13 protein-coding genes and 1 pseudogene are annotated in these 17,026 nt (G+C 56.4%); 2 read left to right on the forward strand and 12 right to left on the reverse strand.

Annotated elements, in window-relative coordinates; genetic code table 11:
• Positions 1 to 49: 49 nt before the first annotated feature.
• From carB to RTP97_RS08485, 4 genes are all read right to left on the reverse strand, one after another.
• A complete protein-coding gene (carB, locus tag RTP97_RS08470) occupies positions 50 to 3,274 on the reverse strand; it encodes a carbamoyl-phosphate synthase large subunit (RefSeq protein ID WP_312412609.1) in 3,225 nt (1,074 codons plus the stop codon).
• A gap of 18 nt (positions 3,275 to 3,292) precedes the next feature.
• Positions 3,293 to 4,441 (reverse strand): glutamine-hydrolyzing carbamoyl-phosphate synthase small subunit, encoded by a 1,149-nt coding sequence (carA, locus tag RTP97_RS08475; protein WP_312412611.1) that lies wholly within the window; start codon positions 4,439 to 4,441, stop codon positions 3,293 to 3,295.
• A 454-nt stretch (positions 4,442 to 4,895) separates the two neighbouring features.
• Complete coding sequence (gene dapB, locus RTP97_RS08480; RefSeq protein WP_312412613.1) at positions 4,896 to 5,717, reverse strand: 4-hydroxy-tetrahydrodipicolinate reductase; 822 nt, start codon at positions 5,715 to 5,717, stop codon at positions 4,896 to 4,898.
• 158 nt (positions 5,718 to 5,875) lie between these two features.
• Positions 5,876 to 6,505, reverse strand: a complete 630-nt coding sequence (locus tag RTP97_RS08485) for an alanyl-tRNA editing protein (RefSeq protein ID WP_312412615.1) — start codon at positions 6,503 to 6,505, stop codon at positions 5,876 to 5,878.
• Positions 6,506 to 6,597: 92 nt separating this feature from the next.
• Between RTP97_RS08485 and RTP97_RS08490 the strand changes: the two genes are divergently transcribed.
• Positions 6,598 to 7,506 carry a LysR substrate-binding domain-containing protein gene (locus tag RTP97_RS08490; protein ID WP_312412617.1) on the forward strand — a complete coding sequence of 303 codons (909 nt, stop codon included), beginning with the start codon at positions 6,598 to 6,600 and terminating at the stop codon, positions 7,504 to 7,506.
• Positions 7,507 to 7,509: 3 nt separating this feature from the next.
• On the opposite strand, the gene ispH is transcribed toward RTP97_RS08490, so the two are convergent.
• The 6 genes and pseudogenes from ispH to RTP97_RS08520 form a co-directional block, all read right to left on the reverse strand.
• The gene (gene ispH / locus RTP97_RS08495) at positions 7,510 to 8,460 is read right to left on the reverse strand and encodes a 4-hydroxy-3-methylbut-2-enyl diphosphate reductase (protein ID WP_312412619.1); all 951 of its coding nucleotides are present in this window, start codon (positions 8,458 to 8,460) and stop codon (positions 7,510 to 7,512) included.
• Between the two features lies 1 nt (position 8,461).
• Positions 8,462 to 8,911, reverse strand: coding sequence for an FKBP-type peptidyl-prolyl cis-trans isomerase (gene fkpB / locus RTP97_RS08500; RefSeq protein ID WP_103818483.1), 450 nt, complete (start codon positions 8,909 to 8,911; stop codon positions 8,462 to 8,464).
• A gap of 71 nt (positions 8,912 to 8,982) precedes the next feature.
• Complete coding sequence (gene lspA, locus RTP97_RS08505; protein WP_312213074.1) at positions 8,983 to 9,483, reverse strand: signal peptidase II; 501 nt, start codon at positions 9,481 to 9,483, stop codon at positions 8,983 to 8,985.
• Positions 9,483 to 12,299, reverse strand: coding sequence for an isoleucine--tRNA ligase (gene ileS, locus RTP97_RS08510; protein WP_312412621.1), 2,817 nt, complete (start codon positions 12,297 to 12,299; stop codon positions 9,483 to 9,485). Before ileS ends, lspA begins: the two co-directional genes overlap by 1 nt.
• A gap of 38 nt (positions 12,300 to 12,337) precedes the next feature.
• Entirely contained in the window at positions 12,338 to 13,276 is a 939-nt protein-coding gene (gene ribF, locus RTP97_RS08515; RefSeq protein ID WP_312412623.1) for a bifunctional riboflavin kinase/FAD synthetase, read from the reverse strand.
• Positions 13,277 to 13,283: 7 nt separating this feature from the next.
• Positions 13,284 to 13,524, reverse strand: a pseudogene (locus tag RTP97_RS08520) (DUF2575 domain-containing protein).
• A gap of 79 nt (positions 13,525 to 13,603) precedes the next feature.
• On the opposite strand from RTP97_RS08520, the gene rpsT reads away from it, so the two are divergent.
• Positions 13,604 to 13,867 carry a 30S ribosomal protein S20 gene (rpsT, locus tag RTP97_RS08525; protein WP_312227933.1) on the forward strand — a complete coding sequence of 88 codons (264 nt, stop codon included), beginning with the start codon at positions 13,604 to 13,606 and terminating at the stop codon, positions 13,865 to 13,867.
• A 60-nt stretch (positions 13,868 to 13,927) separates the two neighbouring features.
• Here rpsT and nhaA read toward each other — a convergent pair whose 3' ends face one another.
• The gene (gene nhaA, locus RTP97_RS08530) at positions 13,928 to 15,097 is read right to left on the reverse strand and encodes a Na+/H+ antiporter NhaA (RefSeq protein WP_312412625.1); all 1,170 of its coding nucleotides are present in this window, start codon (positions 15,095 to 15,097) and stop codon (positions 13,928 to 13,930) included.
• A gap of 135 nt (positions 15,098 to 15,232) precedes the next feature.
• On the reverse strand, positions 15,233 to 16,948 hold the full coding sequence (locus tag RTP97_RS08535) for an aryl-sulfate sulfotransferase (RefSeq protein WP_312412626.1): 1,716 nt from the start codon (positions 16,946 to 16,948) through the stop codon (positions 15,233 to 15,235).
• Between the last annotated feature and the right edge of the window lie 78 nt (positions 16,949 to 17,026).

The following is a 17,026-nucleotide window of genomic DNA, read 5'->3' on the forward strand; positions in this document are numbered from 1 at the left end:
AGAAATGAAAAAACCCGCCGGAGCGGGTTTGAGTAACATTGGCAGGCGCTTATTTAACGATCTGCGCGTGCATCTCCTGCACGGAGGTCACTTTCTCGGTGGCATCTGCGTTCAGCGCCATCGCCGTGGCGAAGCCGCCGTTCAGCGTGGTGTCGTAATGCACCTTGTACTGCAGGGCGCTGCGGCGAATCAGCTTGGAGTCCTCAATCGCCTGACGGCCTGCGGTAGTGTTGATGATGTAGGTGTACTCGCCATTCTTGATACGATCCTGAATGTGCGGACGACCCTCATGCACCTTGTTCACCAGACGCGGGTTGATACCGGCTTCGCCCAGCACAATCGCTGTGCCGTGGGTAGCATCCAGCTCAAAGCCGAACTTCAGCAGTTTAGCAGCCAGGTCTACTACGCGCTCTTTGTCGCCTTCGCGTACGGAGAGCAGCGCACGGCCCTGCTTCTTCATCGTGGAGTTGCTGCCCAGCTGCGCCTTGGCAAAGGCCTCGGCGAAGGTGCGGCCTACGCCCATCACTTCACCGGTAGAGCGCATCTCTGGCCCCAACAGCGGATCCACGCCAGGGAACTTGTTGAACGGCAGCACCACCTCTTTCACCGAGTAGTACGGCGGGATAATCTCTTTAGTGACGCCCTGCTCGGCCAGGGTTTTACCTGCCATCACGCGCGCCGCCACTTTCGCCAGCGGTACGCCAGTGGCCTTGGAGACGAACGGCACGGTACGCGCTGCGCGTGGGTTGACCTCAATCAGATAGACTTCGTTGTCCTTCACCGCGAACTGAACGTTCATCAGGCCGCGCACCTGCAGCTCGAAGGCCAGCTTCTGCACCTGCTGGCGCATGACGTCCTGGATCTCCTGGCTCAGCGTGTAGGCTGGGAGTGAACAAGCCGAGTCACCGGAGTGAACACCCGCCTGCTCGATGTGCTCCATAATGCCGCCAATCAGCACCGTTTCGCCGTCGCAGATGGCGTCAACGTCTACCTCAACCGCGTCGTCAAGGAAGCGGTCCAGCAGCACCGGTGCGTCGTTGGAGACGCTGACCGCCGTCAGGAAGTAGCGACGCAGGTCGATCTCGTCGTAGACAATCTCCATCGCCCGGCCACCCAGCACGTAGGAGGGGCGCACCACCAGCGGGTAACCAATCTCTTTTGCCTTCTCTACCGCCTGCTCGATGGCAGTAACGGTGGCGTTTGCCGGCTGCTTCAGCTTCAGACGATCTACCGCCTGCTGGAAGCGCTCGCGGTCTTCGGCACGGTCGATGGCGTCCGGGCTGGTACCGATAACCGGTACGCCAGCGGCTTCCAGCGCACGGGCCAGCTTCAGCGGAGTCTGGCCGCCGTACTGCACGATAACGCCCTTCGGCTTCTCGATGCGCACGATCTCCAGCACGTCTTCCAGGGTTACCGGCTCGAAGTAGAGGCGATCCGAGGTATCGTAGTCGGTAGAGACGGTCTCCGGGTTACAGTTGACCATAATGGTCTCGTAACCGTCTTCGCGCAGCGCCAGCGAGGCGTGGACGCAGCAGTAGTCGAACTCAATGCCCTGACCGATACGGTTTGGCCCGCCGCCCAGCACCATGATTTTGTCACGATCCTGAGTCGGGTTGGCCTCACACTCCTCCTCGTAGGTGGAGTACATGTAGGCGGTATCGGTGGAGAACTCGGCCGCACAGGTGTCCACGCGTTTGTAGACCGGGTGCAGGTCGTACTGGTCGCGCAGCTTGCGCACCTCAGATTCACGCACGCCCGCCAGCTTGGCCAGACGCGCATCGGCAAAGCCTTTACGCTTCAGCTGGCGCAGGAAGTCAGCGTCGAGGCCGTTGATGCCCACTTCCGCTACCTTCTCTTCCAGGCGCACCAGCTCTTCAATTTGTACCAGGAACCAGCGGTCGATGTTGGTCAGGTTAAAGACGCCATCAACCGACAGGCCCGCACGGAACGCATCCGCGATGTACCAGATACGCTCCGCGCCCGCATCTTTCAGCTCGCGGCGAATTTTGGTCAGCGCTTCTGGATCGTCGAGGCTCACCTTCGGGTCGAAACCGGTCGCGCCCACTTCCAGGCCACGCAGCGCTTTCTGCAGCGACTCCTGCTGGGTACGACCAATCGCCATTACTTCGCCCACGGACTTCATCTGGGTGGTCAGGCGGTCGTTGGCACCGACGAATTTCTCGAAGTTGAAGCGTGGAATTTTTGTGACGACGTAGTCAATGGATGGCTCAAACGACGCCGGGGTACGGCCGCCGGTGATGTCGTTCATCAGCTCGTCGAGGGTGTAGCCCACCGCCAGCTTGGCTGCGACTTTCGCAATCGGGAAGCCGGTCGCCTTCGACGCCAGCGCCGAGGAGCGGGAGACGCGCGGGTTCATCTCGATAACGATCAGACGACCATTCTTCGGGTTCACCGAGAACTGGACGTTAGAGCCGCCGGTTTCAACGCCGATTTCACGCAGTACCGCCATCGAGGCGTTACGCATGATCTGATACTCTTTATCGGTCAGGGTCTGCGCCGGGGCGACGGTGATGGAGTCACCGGTATGGATACCCATGGCGTCAAAGTTCTCGATAGAGCAGACGATGATGCAGTTGTCGTTCTTATCGCGCACCACCTCCATCTCATACTCTTTCCAGCCAATCAGCGACTCATCAATCAGCAGCTCGTTGGTCGGGGAGAGATCCAGGCCGCGGGCGCAGATCTCTTCGAACTCTTCGCGGTTATAGGCGATGCCGCCGCCGGTACCGCCCATGGTGAATGACGGACGAATGATGCACGGGTAGCCGACGTCAGCGGCAACCGCCAGCGCCTCTTCCATGTTATGCGCAATGCCGGAGCGGGCGGTATCGAGGCCGATTTTCTTCATGGCAACATCGAAACGGCGGCGATCTTCTGCTTTATCAATCGCGTCGGCGGTTGCGCCAATCATGGTCACGCCAAACTCTTCCAGCACGCCCTGACGCTCTAGCTCCAGCGCGCAGTTCAGCGCGGTCTGGCCGCCCATGGTAGGAAGCACCGCATCCGGACGCTCTTTTTCGATAATCTTGCGCACCACTTCCCAGTGGATAGGCTCAATGTAGGTGGCGTCCGCCATCTCCGGATCGGTCATGATGGTCGCCGGGTTGGAGTTAACGAGGATGACGCGGTAACCCTCTTCACGTAGGGCTTTACAGGCCTGAGCGCCGGAGTAGTCAAATTCGCAGGCCTGGCCGATTACGATCGGGCCAGCGCCAAGGATCAGGATGCTTTTAATGTCTGTACGTTTTGGCATGGTCTTCTCGGCTCCTGATTATTTAGCAGTCTTACGGTATTGCTCGATAAGTTCGATAAAGTGATCGAACAGCGGCGCAGCATCGTGCGGGCCTGGGCTGGCCTCCGGGTGACCCTGGAAGCTGAACGCGGGCTTGTCGGTACGATGAATACCCTGCAGGGTACCGTCGAACAGCGATTTGTGCGTTACGCGCAGGTTAGCTGGCATGGTCGCCTCATCCACCGCGAAACCGTGGTTTTGCGCGGTGATCATCACGGTGTTGTTATCGATATCCTTGACCGGATGGTTGCCGCCGTGGTGGCCGAACTTCATCTTCACGGTTTTCGCGCCGCTCGCCAGAGCCAGCAGCTGATGGCCGAGGCAGATACCAAACACCGGAATGTCGGTCGCCAGGAAGGCCTGAATGGCGTCGATGGCGTAGTCGCACGGAGCCGGATCGCCAGGGCCGTTAGAGAGGAAAATGCCGTCCGGGTTCATCTTCAGGACGTCATCCGCCGGGGTCTTCGCCGGGACTACCGTCAGGCGGCAGCCTCTGTCCACCAGCATACGCAGGATATTGCGCTTCGCACCGTAGTCGTAAGCCACCACGTGGAACGGCAGCTCCTCTTCTTTCTTCGCTTCCGGCAGCTCACCGGCCAGCGTCCAGCTCCCCTGAGTCCAGCTGTAGGATTCAGCGGTAGTTACCTCTTTCGCCAGATCCATCCCGTTCAGACCCGGGAACGCTTTCGCTTTCTCCAGGGCCAGGGCGGCATCCGGGCTGTCGCCAGCGATGATGCAGCCGTTCTGTGCGCCCTTCTCACGCAGCAGGCGGGTCAGCTTACGGGTATCGATATCGGCAATAGCCACGATGTTATGGCGTTTCAGGTAAGAAGAGAGGTCTTCGGTATTGCGGTAGTTGCTGGCAATCAGCGGCAGGTCGCGAATAATCAGGCCTTGAGCATGAACCTGGGACGCTTCTTCATCGGCTTCGTTAGTGCCGACATTACCAATATGGGGATAAGTAAGAGTGACGATTTGGCGGGAATAGGAGGGATCAGTAAGGATTTCTTGATAACCGGTCATTGAAGTATTGAAAACGACTTCCCCAACCGCCGAACCTGTTGCCCCTATGGCCCGACCGTGAAACTGGGTTCCGTCTTCCAGAACCAATAGCGCTGACTTAATCAAAACACCCTCCAGAGAATATTCACTCACTTTATTTGCATATTAATTCATATTGAAGCCACAAATCAATGCAAATCTGCTTACCGGTGTATTTTTGGCAAACGGCGGCATTCTAGAGACAAGCCTGGTAAAAGTCTACCTTCCAGACCACTTTTTCTTAGTTTTTTGCAAGCCTGAGGGATAAGCGGCACTTTAAGATGCAAAAAAGCCAGCTAAATTGCAGAGGAAAACGCTTGCGCACCACTGTGGATTACTCTTTTTTATACGAGGCGGTAAAAACAGCATCTGACGGGGGAAATCTGCCCTTTTTAAACAAACCAGGCAGTAAAAGATTAACTTATGACGGTCTAAAATGTAAATAAGGACATAAGCGATAAAATAAAGGGGCAATAAAATATTGCCCCTTGCAATCAAAGCATTGCGATCACAATAACCACATCACGATGGGTAATAAATATCACAAATTGTTGAGGTCCAGCACATCACGCATGTCAAAAAGGCCACTCTTTTGCGCCTTAAGCCATAAAGCGGCCCGAACGGCACCGTTTGCAAAGGTCATGCGGCTGGAAGCCTTATGGGTGATCTCAATCCGCTCGCCAACGTCAGCAAACATAGCGGTATGTTCACCCACAATATCGCCTGCGCGGACGGTGGCAAAACCGATGGTGCCCGGCTCGCGCTCGCCGGTGTAGCCTTCGCGGCTGTAGACGGCGCAGCTCTTCAGATCCTTATCCAGCGCATGAGCAATAGCTTCACCCATTGCCAGCGCGGTTCCTGACGGGGCATCAACCTTATGACGGTGATGCGCCTCAATAATTTCAATGTCGGTGTAGTCACCCATCACCTTCGCCGCCTTCTCCAGCAGCTTAAGCATAACGTTGACCCCAACGCTAAAGTTAGCGGCAAAAACGATGCCGATGCTCTGTGCCGCGTCGCTGATGGCCTGCTTGCCCGCGTCGTCGAAGCCGGTGGTGCCAATGACCATGCCCTTGCCATGCTGGCGGCAGAAAGCCAGATGGGTCAGGGTGCCTTCCGGACGGGTAAAATCGATAAACACATCAAAGTCATCTTTTACCGCATCCAGGCTGCTCTGCACCGTCACGCCTGATTTGCTGGCACCCGCCAGCTCCCCTGCGTCGCTGCCTAGCAGGGAGGATCCCTCCCGCTCCAGCGCCGCGCCCAGGGTTACGCCATCCATGTTTAGCGCCGCCTGGATCAGCTGGCGGCCCATGCGCCCACCAGCGCCCGCAATGGCAACGCGAATTTGTGCTTCGTGCATAGTTGTGCTCTTTTGTTAATGAAATGCTATAAATCGCTTCCAGATTAACCAGCCCGCTACCGGGCCGCCAGCCGAAAACGCCGATAATAAGAATTTAATGATAAACGCCGAAAAGTATCAGCAAAAGACATGATTGCTGCCTGAGCGGCAGCAACGTGCTACGGCAGGAGATAACTGATGGTAAGCTGGCCTTTCTTCTGCTTTATGCTACTAATCACCAGCTTATCGATATTTTGCAGGCTGGAAACATGCGTGCCGCCGCACGCGTAAGCAGGAAGATCGCCAAAGCGTACTTTACGACGATCGCTTTCAAACTCCACGTGGCGCAGCAGCCCGGCGCTTATCCATGCCTCGATGCTTGCCAGCAGCATGTCGCTGTCCGGTAATTCTGCCCCCTCGCCCGCAATAAAGGTTACTTTGCCCTCGCCCGGCCAATGGTGTGCTTTTATCGGCTGCCAGCCGTATTGCTCTGCGGCATAGCCAACCAGATGGCCAGCGCTATGCCAGCGCGAGTGCAAAGCTCGGGTTTCCGCATTGACCTGCAACGTCGCTTCGCCTGCTGCAAGCGGTTCTGGCAGAATGTGTATGACGTTCTCCCCGCGCTGAATAACGCTCTCAACGACTACGCCATTAATGGCTCCCCTGTCAGCGGGCTGTCCTCCCCCCTGCGGATGAAACAGCGTCTTATCGAGCACGATTGCATAGCGGCCGTCAGGCTCTTCGCTGCAGCTGAGCACCTGGGCAACGCCCTGGATGGCATCGCTGGCGTAATAAAGACGTTCAGTCATGGTTGTTCTCCTCTGTCTGAGGACAGTATATTCATAATATCCAGGGCGATAATTCCCTTTTCAATCACTGCACTCTTGCTTAACAGGCACAAATGAATCCACTTTTGCTTCCCGACCTCGCGACCTTTGTGACCATTATTGAACAGGGTAGCTTCTCCGCTGCGGCACGGACGAATGGCGCCACGCCCTCTGCCATCAGCCGCTGTGTCTCACGCCTGGAGCAGGAGATGGGCTGTAAGCTGCTGCACCGCACCACCCGCAAGCTGGCGCTGACGGAGACAGGCCGAACCGTTTATGAACATGCCCAGGAGATGCTGGAGGCGGCCAGGCAGGCGTTAGACTCCGGTGGCAGTCTGCAAACCGTTGCCCAGGGCAAGCTCACCCTGAGCGTACCGAAAGCCGTCGGACGTTTCGTTATTCACCCCTTGATGCCTGAGTTTCTTGCCCGTTATCCACAGATAGACGTCACCCTGCGCCTGGAGGACAGCTATGTTGATTTGATTAACGACGGGGTGGATCTGGTGCTGCGCATCACCAATTCACCTTCACCGGGCCTCTATGGTAAAGCGCTGATGCCGGTGAGCCACGCGATCTGCGCCACGCCCGCGTATTTACGTAAGCACGGAACGCCTGTGCACCCGCAGGATCTGCGTCGCCACAGCTGCATCTCTCTGGGTGAAACGCCCGCGGATGCACGCTGGAAGTTTCGCCTGCGGGAAAAGATGGAAACCGTGCAGACGCGAGGACGCTATGCGGCAAACCATACTGGGGTACGCCTGGACGCGGTTAAGCAGCATATCGGCATTGGCAGTCTGCCGCTGTTTACCGCCCGCGAGGCGCTGGAGAAGGGAGAGATTGTGCAGGTGCTGCCGGAGTGGGAATTTATCAGCACCTACTCTGGAGAGCTTTGGCTACTTTGGACGCGCAATAAACATATGCCCGCAAAAATGCGGGCATTGATTAACTATCTTACCGAAAAGATGCCCACCGGCATCGTTTAAGGGTTACTCAACTTCGCGCACGTCCACGCGCAGCTCTTTCGGCACTTCGAAGACGATATTCTCTTCGCGGCCCTCAAGAGGAATGGCTTCCCCGCCGCCCAGCGCTTGCAGGCGGGCAATAACATTCTGCACCAGAATATCCGGCGCGGAAGCACCGGCGGTGACGCCGACGCAGGCCACATTCGTTACCCATGCTTCCTGGATATCGGACGCGTCGTCGATCAGAAACGCCGCTTTCCCCATCCGTTGAGCAAGCTCCGCCAGTCGGTTAGAGTTCGATGAGTTCTTCGATCCCACCACCAGCACCACGTCGGCCTGCTCGGCCAGCGCGCGCACCGCCTCCTGGCGATTGGTGGTGGCGTAGCAGATATCATCCTTACGCGGCCCGACAATTTTCGGGAAGCGGCTACGCAGGGCGTCGATAACGTCAGAGGTATCATCCACCGATAGCGTGGTCTGGGTCATAAACGACAGCTTAGTTTCGTCTTTGACGTTCAGGGTCAGCACATCTTCCGGGGACTCCACGAGGTACATGCCCCCTTTCGGGTTGCTGTACTGGCCCATTGTGCCTTCCACTTCCGGGTGACCGGCGTGGCCGATAAGGATCGACTCTTCGCCGCGGCGGCTGGCGCGCGCCACTTCCATATGCACCTTGGTCACCAGCGGGCAGGTCGCGTCAAACACCGTCAGATCGCGGCTTTTCGCTTCGTTACGTACCGCCTGGGAGACGCCGTGGGCGGAGAAGATCAGGATAGCGCCGTCCGGCACTTCGCTGATCTGCTCGATAAAGATAGCGCCACGCTCGCGCAGGCTGTCGACGACGTAGCGGTTATGCACCACCTCATGACGCACGTAAATTGGCGCGCCGTAGATTGCCAGCGCGTTCTCAACAATGCTGATAGCGCGGTCTACCCCGGCGCAGAAGCCGCGCGGGTTGGCCAACAGGATCTGCATCTTATGCCTCCAGTGCCGGATCGACTTCCAGCACTTCAATATCAAAATGAACGGTTCGATCGGCCAGCGGATGGTTGAAGTCAACGGTGATCGAGTCGCCGTTAATCTCCCGGATCACGCCTGGCATTTCGCTGCCATCCATTGCGGTAAACAGCATGATTGCCCCCGTTTCCGGCTCGCCCGCATCCATAAATTCACGGCGCGAAAAGTACTGGATCAGATCCGGGCTGCTGATGCCAAAAGCAGCGTCCGGCTCCAGCGAAAAGGCGCGCTTATCACCGGCCTTCAGCCCCAGCAGATGCTGCTCCAGCCCTTCCGACAGCGAGCCGTCACCGAGACGAAACAGCGCCGGTTTACCGTTATTACGGGTGGACTCGGCAACGGAGCCATCATCAAGCTTCAGCGTGAAATGCACCAGCACCGCGCTGTTGCTCTGTACAGAGTTAGACATGCAGATATAGCCTTTCAGTGTGTTTGCCCGGTGGCGCTATGCTTACCGGGCCTACAGGTTTTGCGCTGCGGTTATGCCGCTTTTTTCTTCGCCGCTGAAGGAATAAAACCCTCCAGCACGATTAACGCCGCACCGATACAGATGGCCGTATCGGCGAGGTTAAAGGTTGCAAAGTGCCAGTCGCCAACGTAGAAGTCGATCATATCGACCACGAAGCCGTGCCACAGGCGGTCAAACAGATTACCCAGCGCGCCGCCAATAATCAGCGCGTAGGCGATGTTGTTCAGCTTCTGCGACGCCTTTGCGCGGTACATCATTACCGCCAGCACCACGCAGATGCCAATGGCGATCCCGGAGAAGAACCAGCGCTGCCAGCCGCCTTTATCGGCGAGGAAGCTAAAGGCCGCGCCGTAGTTGCGCGCATAGTGCAGATTAAGCGACGGGAACAGCGATACCGTCTCCCCCAGATTGAAGTTCTGGAGGATCAGGTATTTGCTGCCCAGATCGATAATCAGCACGGCTACCACCAGCCACAGCCAGCGTAGCCCTGTTGAAAAGATCGGTTTACTCATCAGGCAAACTTACGTTTTTCGCCGTCACCGGCGACGTTAACCACACAGCGTCCGCAAATTTCTGCGTGTTCCGCCACCTTACCGACGTCGGTCGTATAGTGCCAGCAGCGCTGACACTTCTCACCTTCGGCTTTGCTAAGCGCGACCTTCAGCCCTTTGAGCAGCTCGCTCTGCTGGGCCTCCGTCGGTGCGTTAGTATAGTCCTCAACCTTCGCGCCGGAGGTCAACAGGACGAATCGTAATTCATCGCCCAGCGCCGTCAGCTTCGCCGCCAGCTCAGGCTCTGCGTAGAGAGTCACCGCCGCCTCCAGCGAGCCGCCCACCTTCTTGTCGGCGCGCGCCTGCTCGATAACTTTGTTCACCTCGCCACGGACCTTCAGCAGTTCGCTCCAGTAAGCATCGTTCATGGCTTCCGTTTCGGCCAGGCTAAACAGACCTTCATACCACTCACCGGTAAAGACATACTGCTCGCGCTCGCCCGGCAGGTAGCCCCAGATCTCATCGGCAGTGAAGGACATGATCGGTGCAATCCAGCGCACCAGCGCTTCGGAAATGTGGTACAGCGCGGTCTGGCAGCTACGACGGGCAACGCTGTCGGCTTTCGCGGTGTACTGGCGATCCTTGATGATGTCGAGGTAGAACGAGCCCATTTCGATAGAGCAGAAGCGCATCAGGCGCTGCACCACTTCATGGAAGTCGTAGGACTCGTACGCCTTGAGAATATCCTCCTGCGCGGCTTTAGCACAGCCTACCGCCCAGCGGTCCAGCACCACCATCTCTTCCGGTTTCACCATGTCTTTTGCCGGATCGAAACCGTTGAGGTTCGCCAGCAGGAAGCGCGCGGTGTTACGGATACGGCGATAGCTGTCAGCGGCACGCTTGAGGATCTCATCCGATACCGCCATCTCGCCGGTGTAGTCCGTCGAGGCCACCCACAGACGCAGAATATCCGCGCCCAGCTTGTTCATCACGTCCTGCGGCGAGACGGTATTGCCGATCGATTTCGACATCTTGCGTCCCTGACCGTCCACGGTGAAGCCGTGGGTCAGCACCTGACGATATGGCGCTTTGCCCTTCATGGCGGTGGAGATCATCAGGGAGGACATGAACCAGCCGCGATGCTGGTCGGAGCCTTCCAGATACATATCCGCCGCATGACCCGCAAATTCAGGGCGCACGTCCACCACCGAAGAGTGGGTAGAGCCAGAGTCAAACCAGACGTCGAGGGTATCCGGCACCTTCACGTAGTTGTCGGCGTCGTCACCCATGATGTCGCGCGGATCGAGATCCCACCACGCCTGGATGCCATCCTCTTCAACACGTTTTGCTACCGCTTCCATCAGCTCCTGCGTGCGCGGATGCAGCTCTTCGGTATCCTTGTGCACGAACAGCGACATCGGCACGCCCCAGGTACGCTGACGGGAGATACACCAGTCAGGACGGTTGGCGACCATGGATTCGATACGCGCCTGGCCCCAGTCCGGGATCCACTGCACGCCTTTGATCTCTTTCAGAGACTGCTCGCGCAGGCCCTTCTGATCCATGCTGATAAACCACTGCGGCGTGGCGCGGAAGATGATCGGCGTTTTATGACGCCAGCAGCACGGATAGCTGTGAACCAGCTTCTCCAGATGCAGCAGTGCGCCCTTCTCCGTCAGCAGTTCGGTGATGATATTGTTCGCCTTGAAGACGTTCACACCGTCCAGCGTCGGGTAGGTTCCCGCCAGATAGCAGCCGTCCGGACCCACCGGGTTCGCGGTTTCGAGGCCATATTTCTGCCCGATCACGTAGTCATCCGGGCCGTGGCCAGGGGCGGTATGCACCGCACCGGTACCGGCGTCGAGGGTCACGTGGTCGCCAAGGATCGCCGGCACGTCAAAGCCCATAAACGGATGGGTAAAGCGCATCAGCTCCAGCTCGCTGCCTTTTACCGTGCCGAGGATGCTGTACTCTGCCACGCCGATGCGTTTCATCACGCTCTCAACCAGATCTTTGGCAAGGATCAGCGCCTGGCCGTCGATCTGCACCAGCGCATACTCGAACTCAGGCGACAGAGAGATCGCGCGGTTCGCCGGCAGCGTCCATGGCGTGGTGGTCCAGATCACCAGCGAGACTGGACCGCTGACGCCCGGCAGGCCAAATTTGGCTTTTACCGCATCCTGGTCAGCAGCCTGGAAAGCAACGTCGATAGACGGAGAGGTTTTGTCATAGTACTCCACCTCTGCCTCAGCCAGCGCGGAGCGGCAGTCGACGCACCAGTGCACCGGCTTCGCACCTTTGTGCAGGTGGCCGTTACCGATGATCTTGCCCAGCGCACGAATGATGTTGGCTTCGGTTTTGAAGTCCATGGTCAGGTACGGATGCGCCCAGTCGCCCAGCACGCCCAGACGGATAAAGTCTTCACGCTGGCCGTTAACCTGCGCGGCAGCGTACTCGCGGCACTTAGCGCGGAACTCGGCGGCGGTAAACTTCTCACCCGGCTTGCCGTACTCCTGCTCAACCTTCAGCTCAATCGGCAGACCGTGACAGTCCCAGCCCGGCACGTAGGGCGAATCGAAGCCCGCCAGCCCTTTGGACTTAACGATAATGTCTTTCAGAATCTTGTTAACCGAGTGACCAATATGAATGCTGCCATTCGCATAAGGAGGGCCATCATGCAGAATGAAGGTTTTTTTGCCTTTTTTCGCGGCACGGATGATGCCGTACAGATCATCATCGTTCCAACGCGCCAGCATTCCCGGTTCGCGTTTGGCGAGATCGCCACGCATCGGGAACCCTGTTTCCGGCAAATTCAGGGTTGATTTAAAGTCACTCATCAGATTCTCGGTTCCGTATTTAAAAACGTGTTTAGCCATTACGCCAGGTTTGATAACCCAAATAGCTCGCGGGCGGTTAACTCATCTTTGGCAATTTGCGCCTTCAGCTCATCCAGCGAGGCAAATCGCTTTTCGCTGCGGATCTTTTTTCGCAGCACTACTTCTATATGGCGGCCATAAAGGTCCATTACAACGTCCAGCAGATGCACTTCCAGCTGCTGGCGTACGCCTTTGACCGTGGGGCGGGTACCAATATTGGCAACGCCGGGCAGTGGCTTATCGCCAAGCCCCCTCACTTCCACCGCATAGACCCCTTTTACCGGGGAGACCTGACGGCGCAGCGGAACGTTCGCCGTCGGGAAGCCAATGGTGCGTCCCAGCGCGTCGCCGTGCACGACGCGGCCGGAGATAGAGAACGGATGCCCCAGCAGGCTCTCGGCCAGCGGCAGGTCGTCCTCTGCCAGCGCCTGGCGCACCGCCGTGCTGCTGATGCGCACGCCGCCTTCGCAGAAGGTTTGGGTACTGGTGACGTCAAAGCCGTACTCCAGGCCAGCCTTCTGTAATAACAAGAAATCGCCTTGCCGACCAGCACCAAAGCGGAAATCGTCGCCGACGGCAAGGAAGCGCACGCCCAGGCGATCCACCAGCAGATCGCTGACAAAGTTCTGCGCCGTCAGGGCAGCAAAACGGCGATCGAAACGCACGCAGAGCACGTAGTCGACGCCGCACTCGGCCAGGTAGCGCAGCTTTTCACGCAGGCGCGTCAGACGAGCCGGGGCTTTATCACCGGCAAACAGCTCCAGCGGCTGCGGTTCAAACATCATCACTACCACCGGCAGGCCGCGCTTGCGCCCCTCTGCTTTCAGGCAGCGTAGCAGCGCTTGATGCCCCCGGTGCACGCCGTCAAAATTACCAATAGTCAGCACACACCCTTGCGGGGCCTGGCTGAGGTTATGTATGCCGCGTATCAGCTTCATCTCTGGCTCAAAACAGTGAAAATCGTCCGAGTATACCTTGTACAGCGTTTAAGGTTAACCGGCGATTGGCTTCGTAAAACAGAAAGCACGAGGGATTTCATCGCGCTGTCGGCCCGCATTAAGAAAAACTCGTGTTTCACAGCGATTTTTGTCGTAGAAAGGCTGTATTCATGACCAGCAAGCTGGTAGAATCTTGCGCCATCACACGTAACGAGCGTCGCAACGTAGCGCCGCTTATTTGCACAAATCCATTGACAAAAGAAGGCTGAAAGGGCATATTCCTCGGCCTTTGAATTGTCCACATAGATCATATTTGGGAGTTGGACCTTGGCTAATATCAAATCAGCTAAGAAGCGCGCCGTTCAGTCTGAAAAGGCACGCAAGCACAACGCAAGCCGTCGCTCTATGATGCGTACTTTCATCAAGAAAGTATACGCAGCGATTGAAGCTGGCGACAAAGCAGCTGCACAGAAAGCATTTAACGAAATGCAACCGATCGTGGATCGTCAGGCCGCTAAAGGTCTGGTCCACAAAAACAAAGCAGCGCGCCATAAGGCTAACCTGACCGCGCAGATCAACAAAATGGCTTAATCGCCCACCTGTTGAGCTTTGTTAAAAAAACCCGCTAAGGCGGGTTTTTTTACGTCTGCGCTATGCTGCGGCGTCTCTAAAACGTACCCGCAGCAGTACATAGCCAATGACCGCCGACAGCAGCGAACCGGTCAGGATGCCCAGCTTCGCCCAGTCCACCAGCTCGGGATCGATACCATCAAACGCCAGGTTAGTGATGAAGATAGACATCGTAAAGCCGATGCCGCACAGCACGCCAACGGCCATGATCTGATTGAATGCCGTACCATGGGGCAGTTTCGCCAGCTTCATTCGTAGCGCCAGCCAGGTAAAGAGGGTAATACCCAGTGGCTTACCAATAAGCAGCCCGGCAATAATCCCCAGCGGCAGCATTGAGGCCAGCCCGCTCAGCGTTACGCCCTGTAATGGTACCCCTGCGTTGGCAAAGGCAAACAGCGGCAGGATCAGCCAGCCTACCCACGGATGAAGCACATGCTCCAGCTGGCGGGAAGGTGATACGCCCTCTTCTTTCGTCAGTGGGATAAAGAACCCAAGGATCACCCCGGCGATGGTGGCGTGCACGCCCGACTTCAGTACCGCGGTCCAGAGCACCAGGCCAACCAGAATATAGAGGCCGGTGCGGCGCACGTTAAGAGCGTTCATTATCGCCAGCACTACAACCGCCAGCGCGGCGACGCCCAGCGACACCATTGACAGCTCGCTGGTGTAGAACAGCGCGATAATAATGATCGCACCCAGGTCATCGATAATCGCCAGCGCCATCAGAAAGATCTTCAGCGCGGGTGGAATACGGCTACCCAGCAGCGCCAGCACGCCCAGCGCAAAGGCGATATCGGTCGCGGTAGGGATCGCCCAGCCATGGCTGACCACCGGATCGTGAGCGTTAAACAGCAGGAAAATGAGCGCCGGAACAACCATGCCGCCCAGGGCAGCAATGACCGGGAACATCGCCTGATGGCGGCTAGCCAGCGCGCCCTGCACCAGTTCGCGCTTCACCTCAAGGCCGACCAGCAGGAAGAAGACGGCCATCAGCGCATCGTTAATAAACAGCAGCATGTTTTTATTGATGTCGAGCGGCCCGGCCCTAAACTGCACGGGCAGCTCGAGGAAAGTATTATAAATCTCTTTAGTGGCACCAAGATTGGCGCAAAGCATCGCCAGCAGAGCGGCAACGATGAGCGTCACACCCCCGGACGCATCGCTGTTGATAAAGCGGCGCAAATGTTTCACAACGGCTCCTTCTGTATAATTTACTAATCGTCTGAAACAGTTTAACCGTCTGGATCGCCAGGGGACAGAAATAATGAAAAAGCCCGAACGGATATCGGGCCTGGAGAACAATCAGAAAGAGCTTAGCGGTGCGATTTACGCATAGAGCGCCATTTTGTAGACGCGGAAGCTGGTAATATCGTAGCGATACCCTTCCCCACCGGTGGCTTCATTTTTGTAATAGCCCGACGTCATTGTCGCTTCGAAAAGCACCGATTTGGTAGAGGGTTCTATCTCCTGTAACAGCAGGTTTCCCATTACCTCACTGCCTTCCTGCGGATCGACAAGATCGCTATCCCCCGGCTGGCACGAAACCGCCCGACCATTTTCATCAAAGGTACAGTCTCCAAAGTGCACCACGATATTACCGTTTGAGAGGATCTCCTTCGCACTGACGCAGCTGCTGTAGCCTCGTGAGCCAAGCTCCTTACCGTACGCAAAAGGACGCGTAATGGTCATGTTTTTCAGGTCGATGATGAAATGGACAATTTGGCTGTAGTTGTCCGGTGGCAGCAGGCTTTTACTGTCGTCACGTGAGCGAAAATTACCGTTATCAAAGACCATAAACTCAACGATATCCGGCTTCTCATTTGGAATTTCAATAACGTTATGCTGGCCCCACGTCCAGAAATCACGGTTCGCGGCATCCACATCTTCGGGATTATTGAAGTCATAAAGCGGTACTCCATCATTATCAACCGGCGTCAGTAGATAAGGCTGTAATGCCTCATTCCACTCTTCGTGGGTGGACATAATGAATCGTAGCGCCTCAGTTTCCAGATCGATGCCAAAGACTGCGCTCTGATGCCGACCAGAAGCGATGAGAAGATTATTGGTCTCATTAACGTAGCTTTGGTTAATATGCAACCAGTCTTTTACCGTCGGATCTTCGCCTGGAGCTGTACCTGACGGTCGTGACTCGCGCTGCGGATCGAGAATTTTCGCCAGGTCATAGTAGGTAATCTCCAGCCCCGTTGTCAGATCGACAACGGAAACGCCATCCTCATTAGTGTGTAATGCATCCGGACGACCCGCGGTATATTCCGATGGAGCCACAATCGTACTGCTGTCCCACTGCCAGATGGAGTGATGAAACTGATTGTCCAGTACATAGAAGGCATACAAACGCCCCATCATGTCAAACTCATACATGCTCAGATAGGTGTTATTTGCTTCCGAAGTCGCAAGAAAGTGGCCGTTATCAATACGCACCAGGTTGTAAGAAGGAAAATCTTTCGTCACGTACCAGCGTACAATCCCATTTTGGTCCAGCGCATAGTTATATCGATCGAAATGGGTAATGAAGTAGTAACCGGGGGCCATTTTTGCTGCATCCGTTACCGGCTGAGTCACGCTGATAATAGGGAACCCCAATGTGACATCAGCAGAGTCTGTTGCTGGCAACGGCTGAGTTGTAATGGCATAAGAGGCAATTTCCACACCGTCAGAAAGAAAGACGATCTCGTTTTCACTGTCAGCTACAAGGCCGAGAATCGGTACCAGATTTGCGCCCACGCTAAGCGTGACGACCTGTTCGGTCAGGACGGCAGTTTTGGCTACATCCTGAATATGCAACGTGATTTCGCGGTTTTCACTGCTCCATATCCCGGCATAGGCACTTAAAGGGGCGGTGCCATAAGGGTTGAAAATAATAAGAGCATTATCCAACGTATTATTTTTTGTAATCTGCGCAAGGCTATCCTGATAAATAGCCGCATGGCTAATAACCATCGCATTATTACGATCGATCCCCTGGTTTACAGCGGGGCGAGGCGCAGGAAGGGTATAGTTTTGAATAACAGAACGTTTCATAATAGGACTCCAGCATGTTTATTTTTCAGGTAGAATTGCAACCAGAAAAATTAATACACCAGTGCCGCCCTGCTCTGC

The sequence above is a fragment of the Pseudescherichia sp. genome (assembly GCF_031998825.1).
In the GTDB taxonomy this organism is placed as follows: Bacteria; Pseudomonadota; Gammaproteobacteria; order Enterobacterales; family Enterobacteriaceae; genus Pseudescherichia.

What these genes read in the sequence shown, in the direction of transcription:
- carB (WP_312412609.1), bottom strand. Translation starts at nt 3,274, where the DNA reads ATGCCAAAACGTACAGACATTAAAAGCATCCTGATCCTTGGCGCTGGC.
- dapB (WP_312412613.1), bottom strand. Translation starts at nt 5,717, where the DNA reads ATGCACGAAGCACAAATTCGCGTTGCCATTGCGGGCGCTGGTGGGCGC.
- RTP97_RS08485 (WP_312412615.1), bottom strand. Translation starts at nt 6,505, where the DNA reads ATGACTGAACGTCTTTATTACGCCAGCGATGCCATCCAGGGCGTTGCC.
- RTP97_RS08490 (WP_312412617.1), top strand. Translation starts at nt 6,598, where the DNA reads ATGAATCCACTTTTGCTTCCCGACCTCGCGACCTTTGTGACCATTATT.
- ispH (WP_312412619.1), bottom strand. Translation starts at nt 8,460, where the DNA reads ATGCAGATCCTGTTGGCCAACCCGCGCGGCTTCTGCGCCGGGGTAGAC.
- fkpB (WP_103818483.1), bottom strand. Translation starts at nt 8,911, where the DNA reads ATGTCTAACTCTGTACAGAGCAACAGCGCGGTGCTGGTGCATTTCACG.
- lspA (WP_312213074.1), bottom strand. Translation starts at nt 9,483, where the DNA reads ATGAGTAAACCGATCTTTTCAACAGGGCTACGCTGGCTGTGGCTGGTG.
- ileS (WP_312412621.1), bottom strand. Translation starts at nt 12,299, where the DNA reads ATGAGTGACTTTAAATCAACCCTGAATTTGCCGGAAACAGGGTTCCCG.
- ribF (WP_312412623.1), bottom strand. Translation starts at nt 13,276, where the DNA reads ATGAAGCTGATACGCGGCATACATAACCTCAGCCAGGCCCCGCAAGGG.
- RTP97_RS08535 (WP_312412626.1), bottom strand. Translation starts at nt 16,948, where the DNA reads ATGAAACGTTCTGTTATTCAAAACTATACCCTTCCTGCGCCTCGCCCC.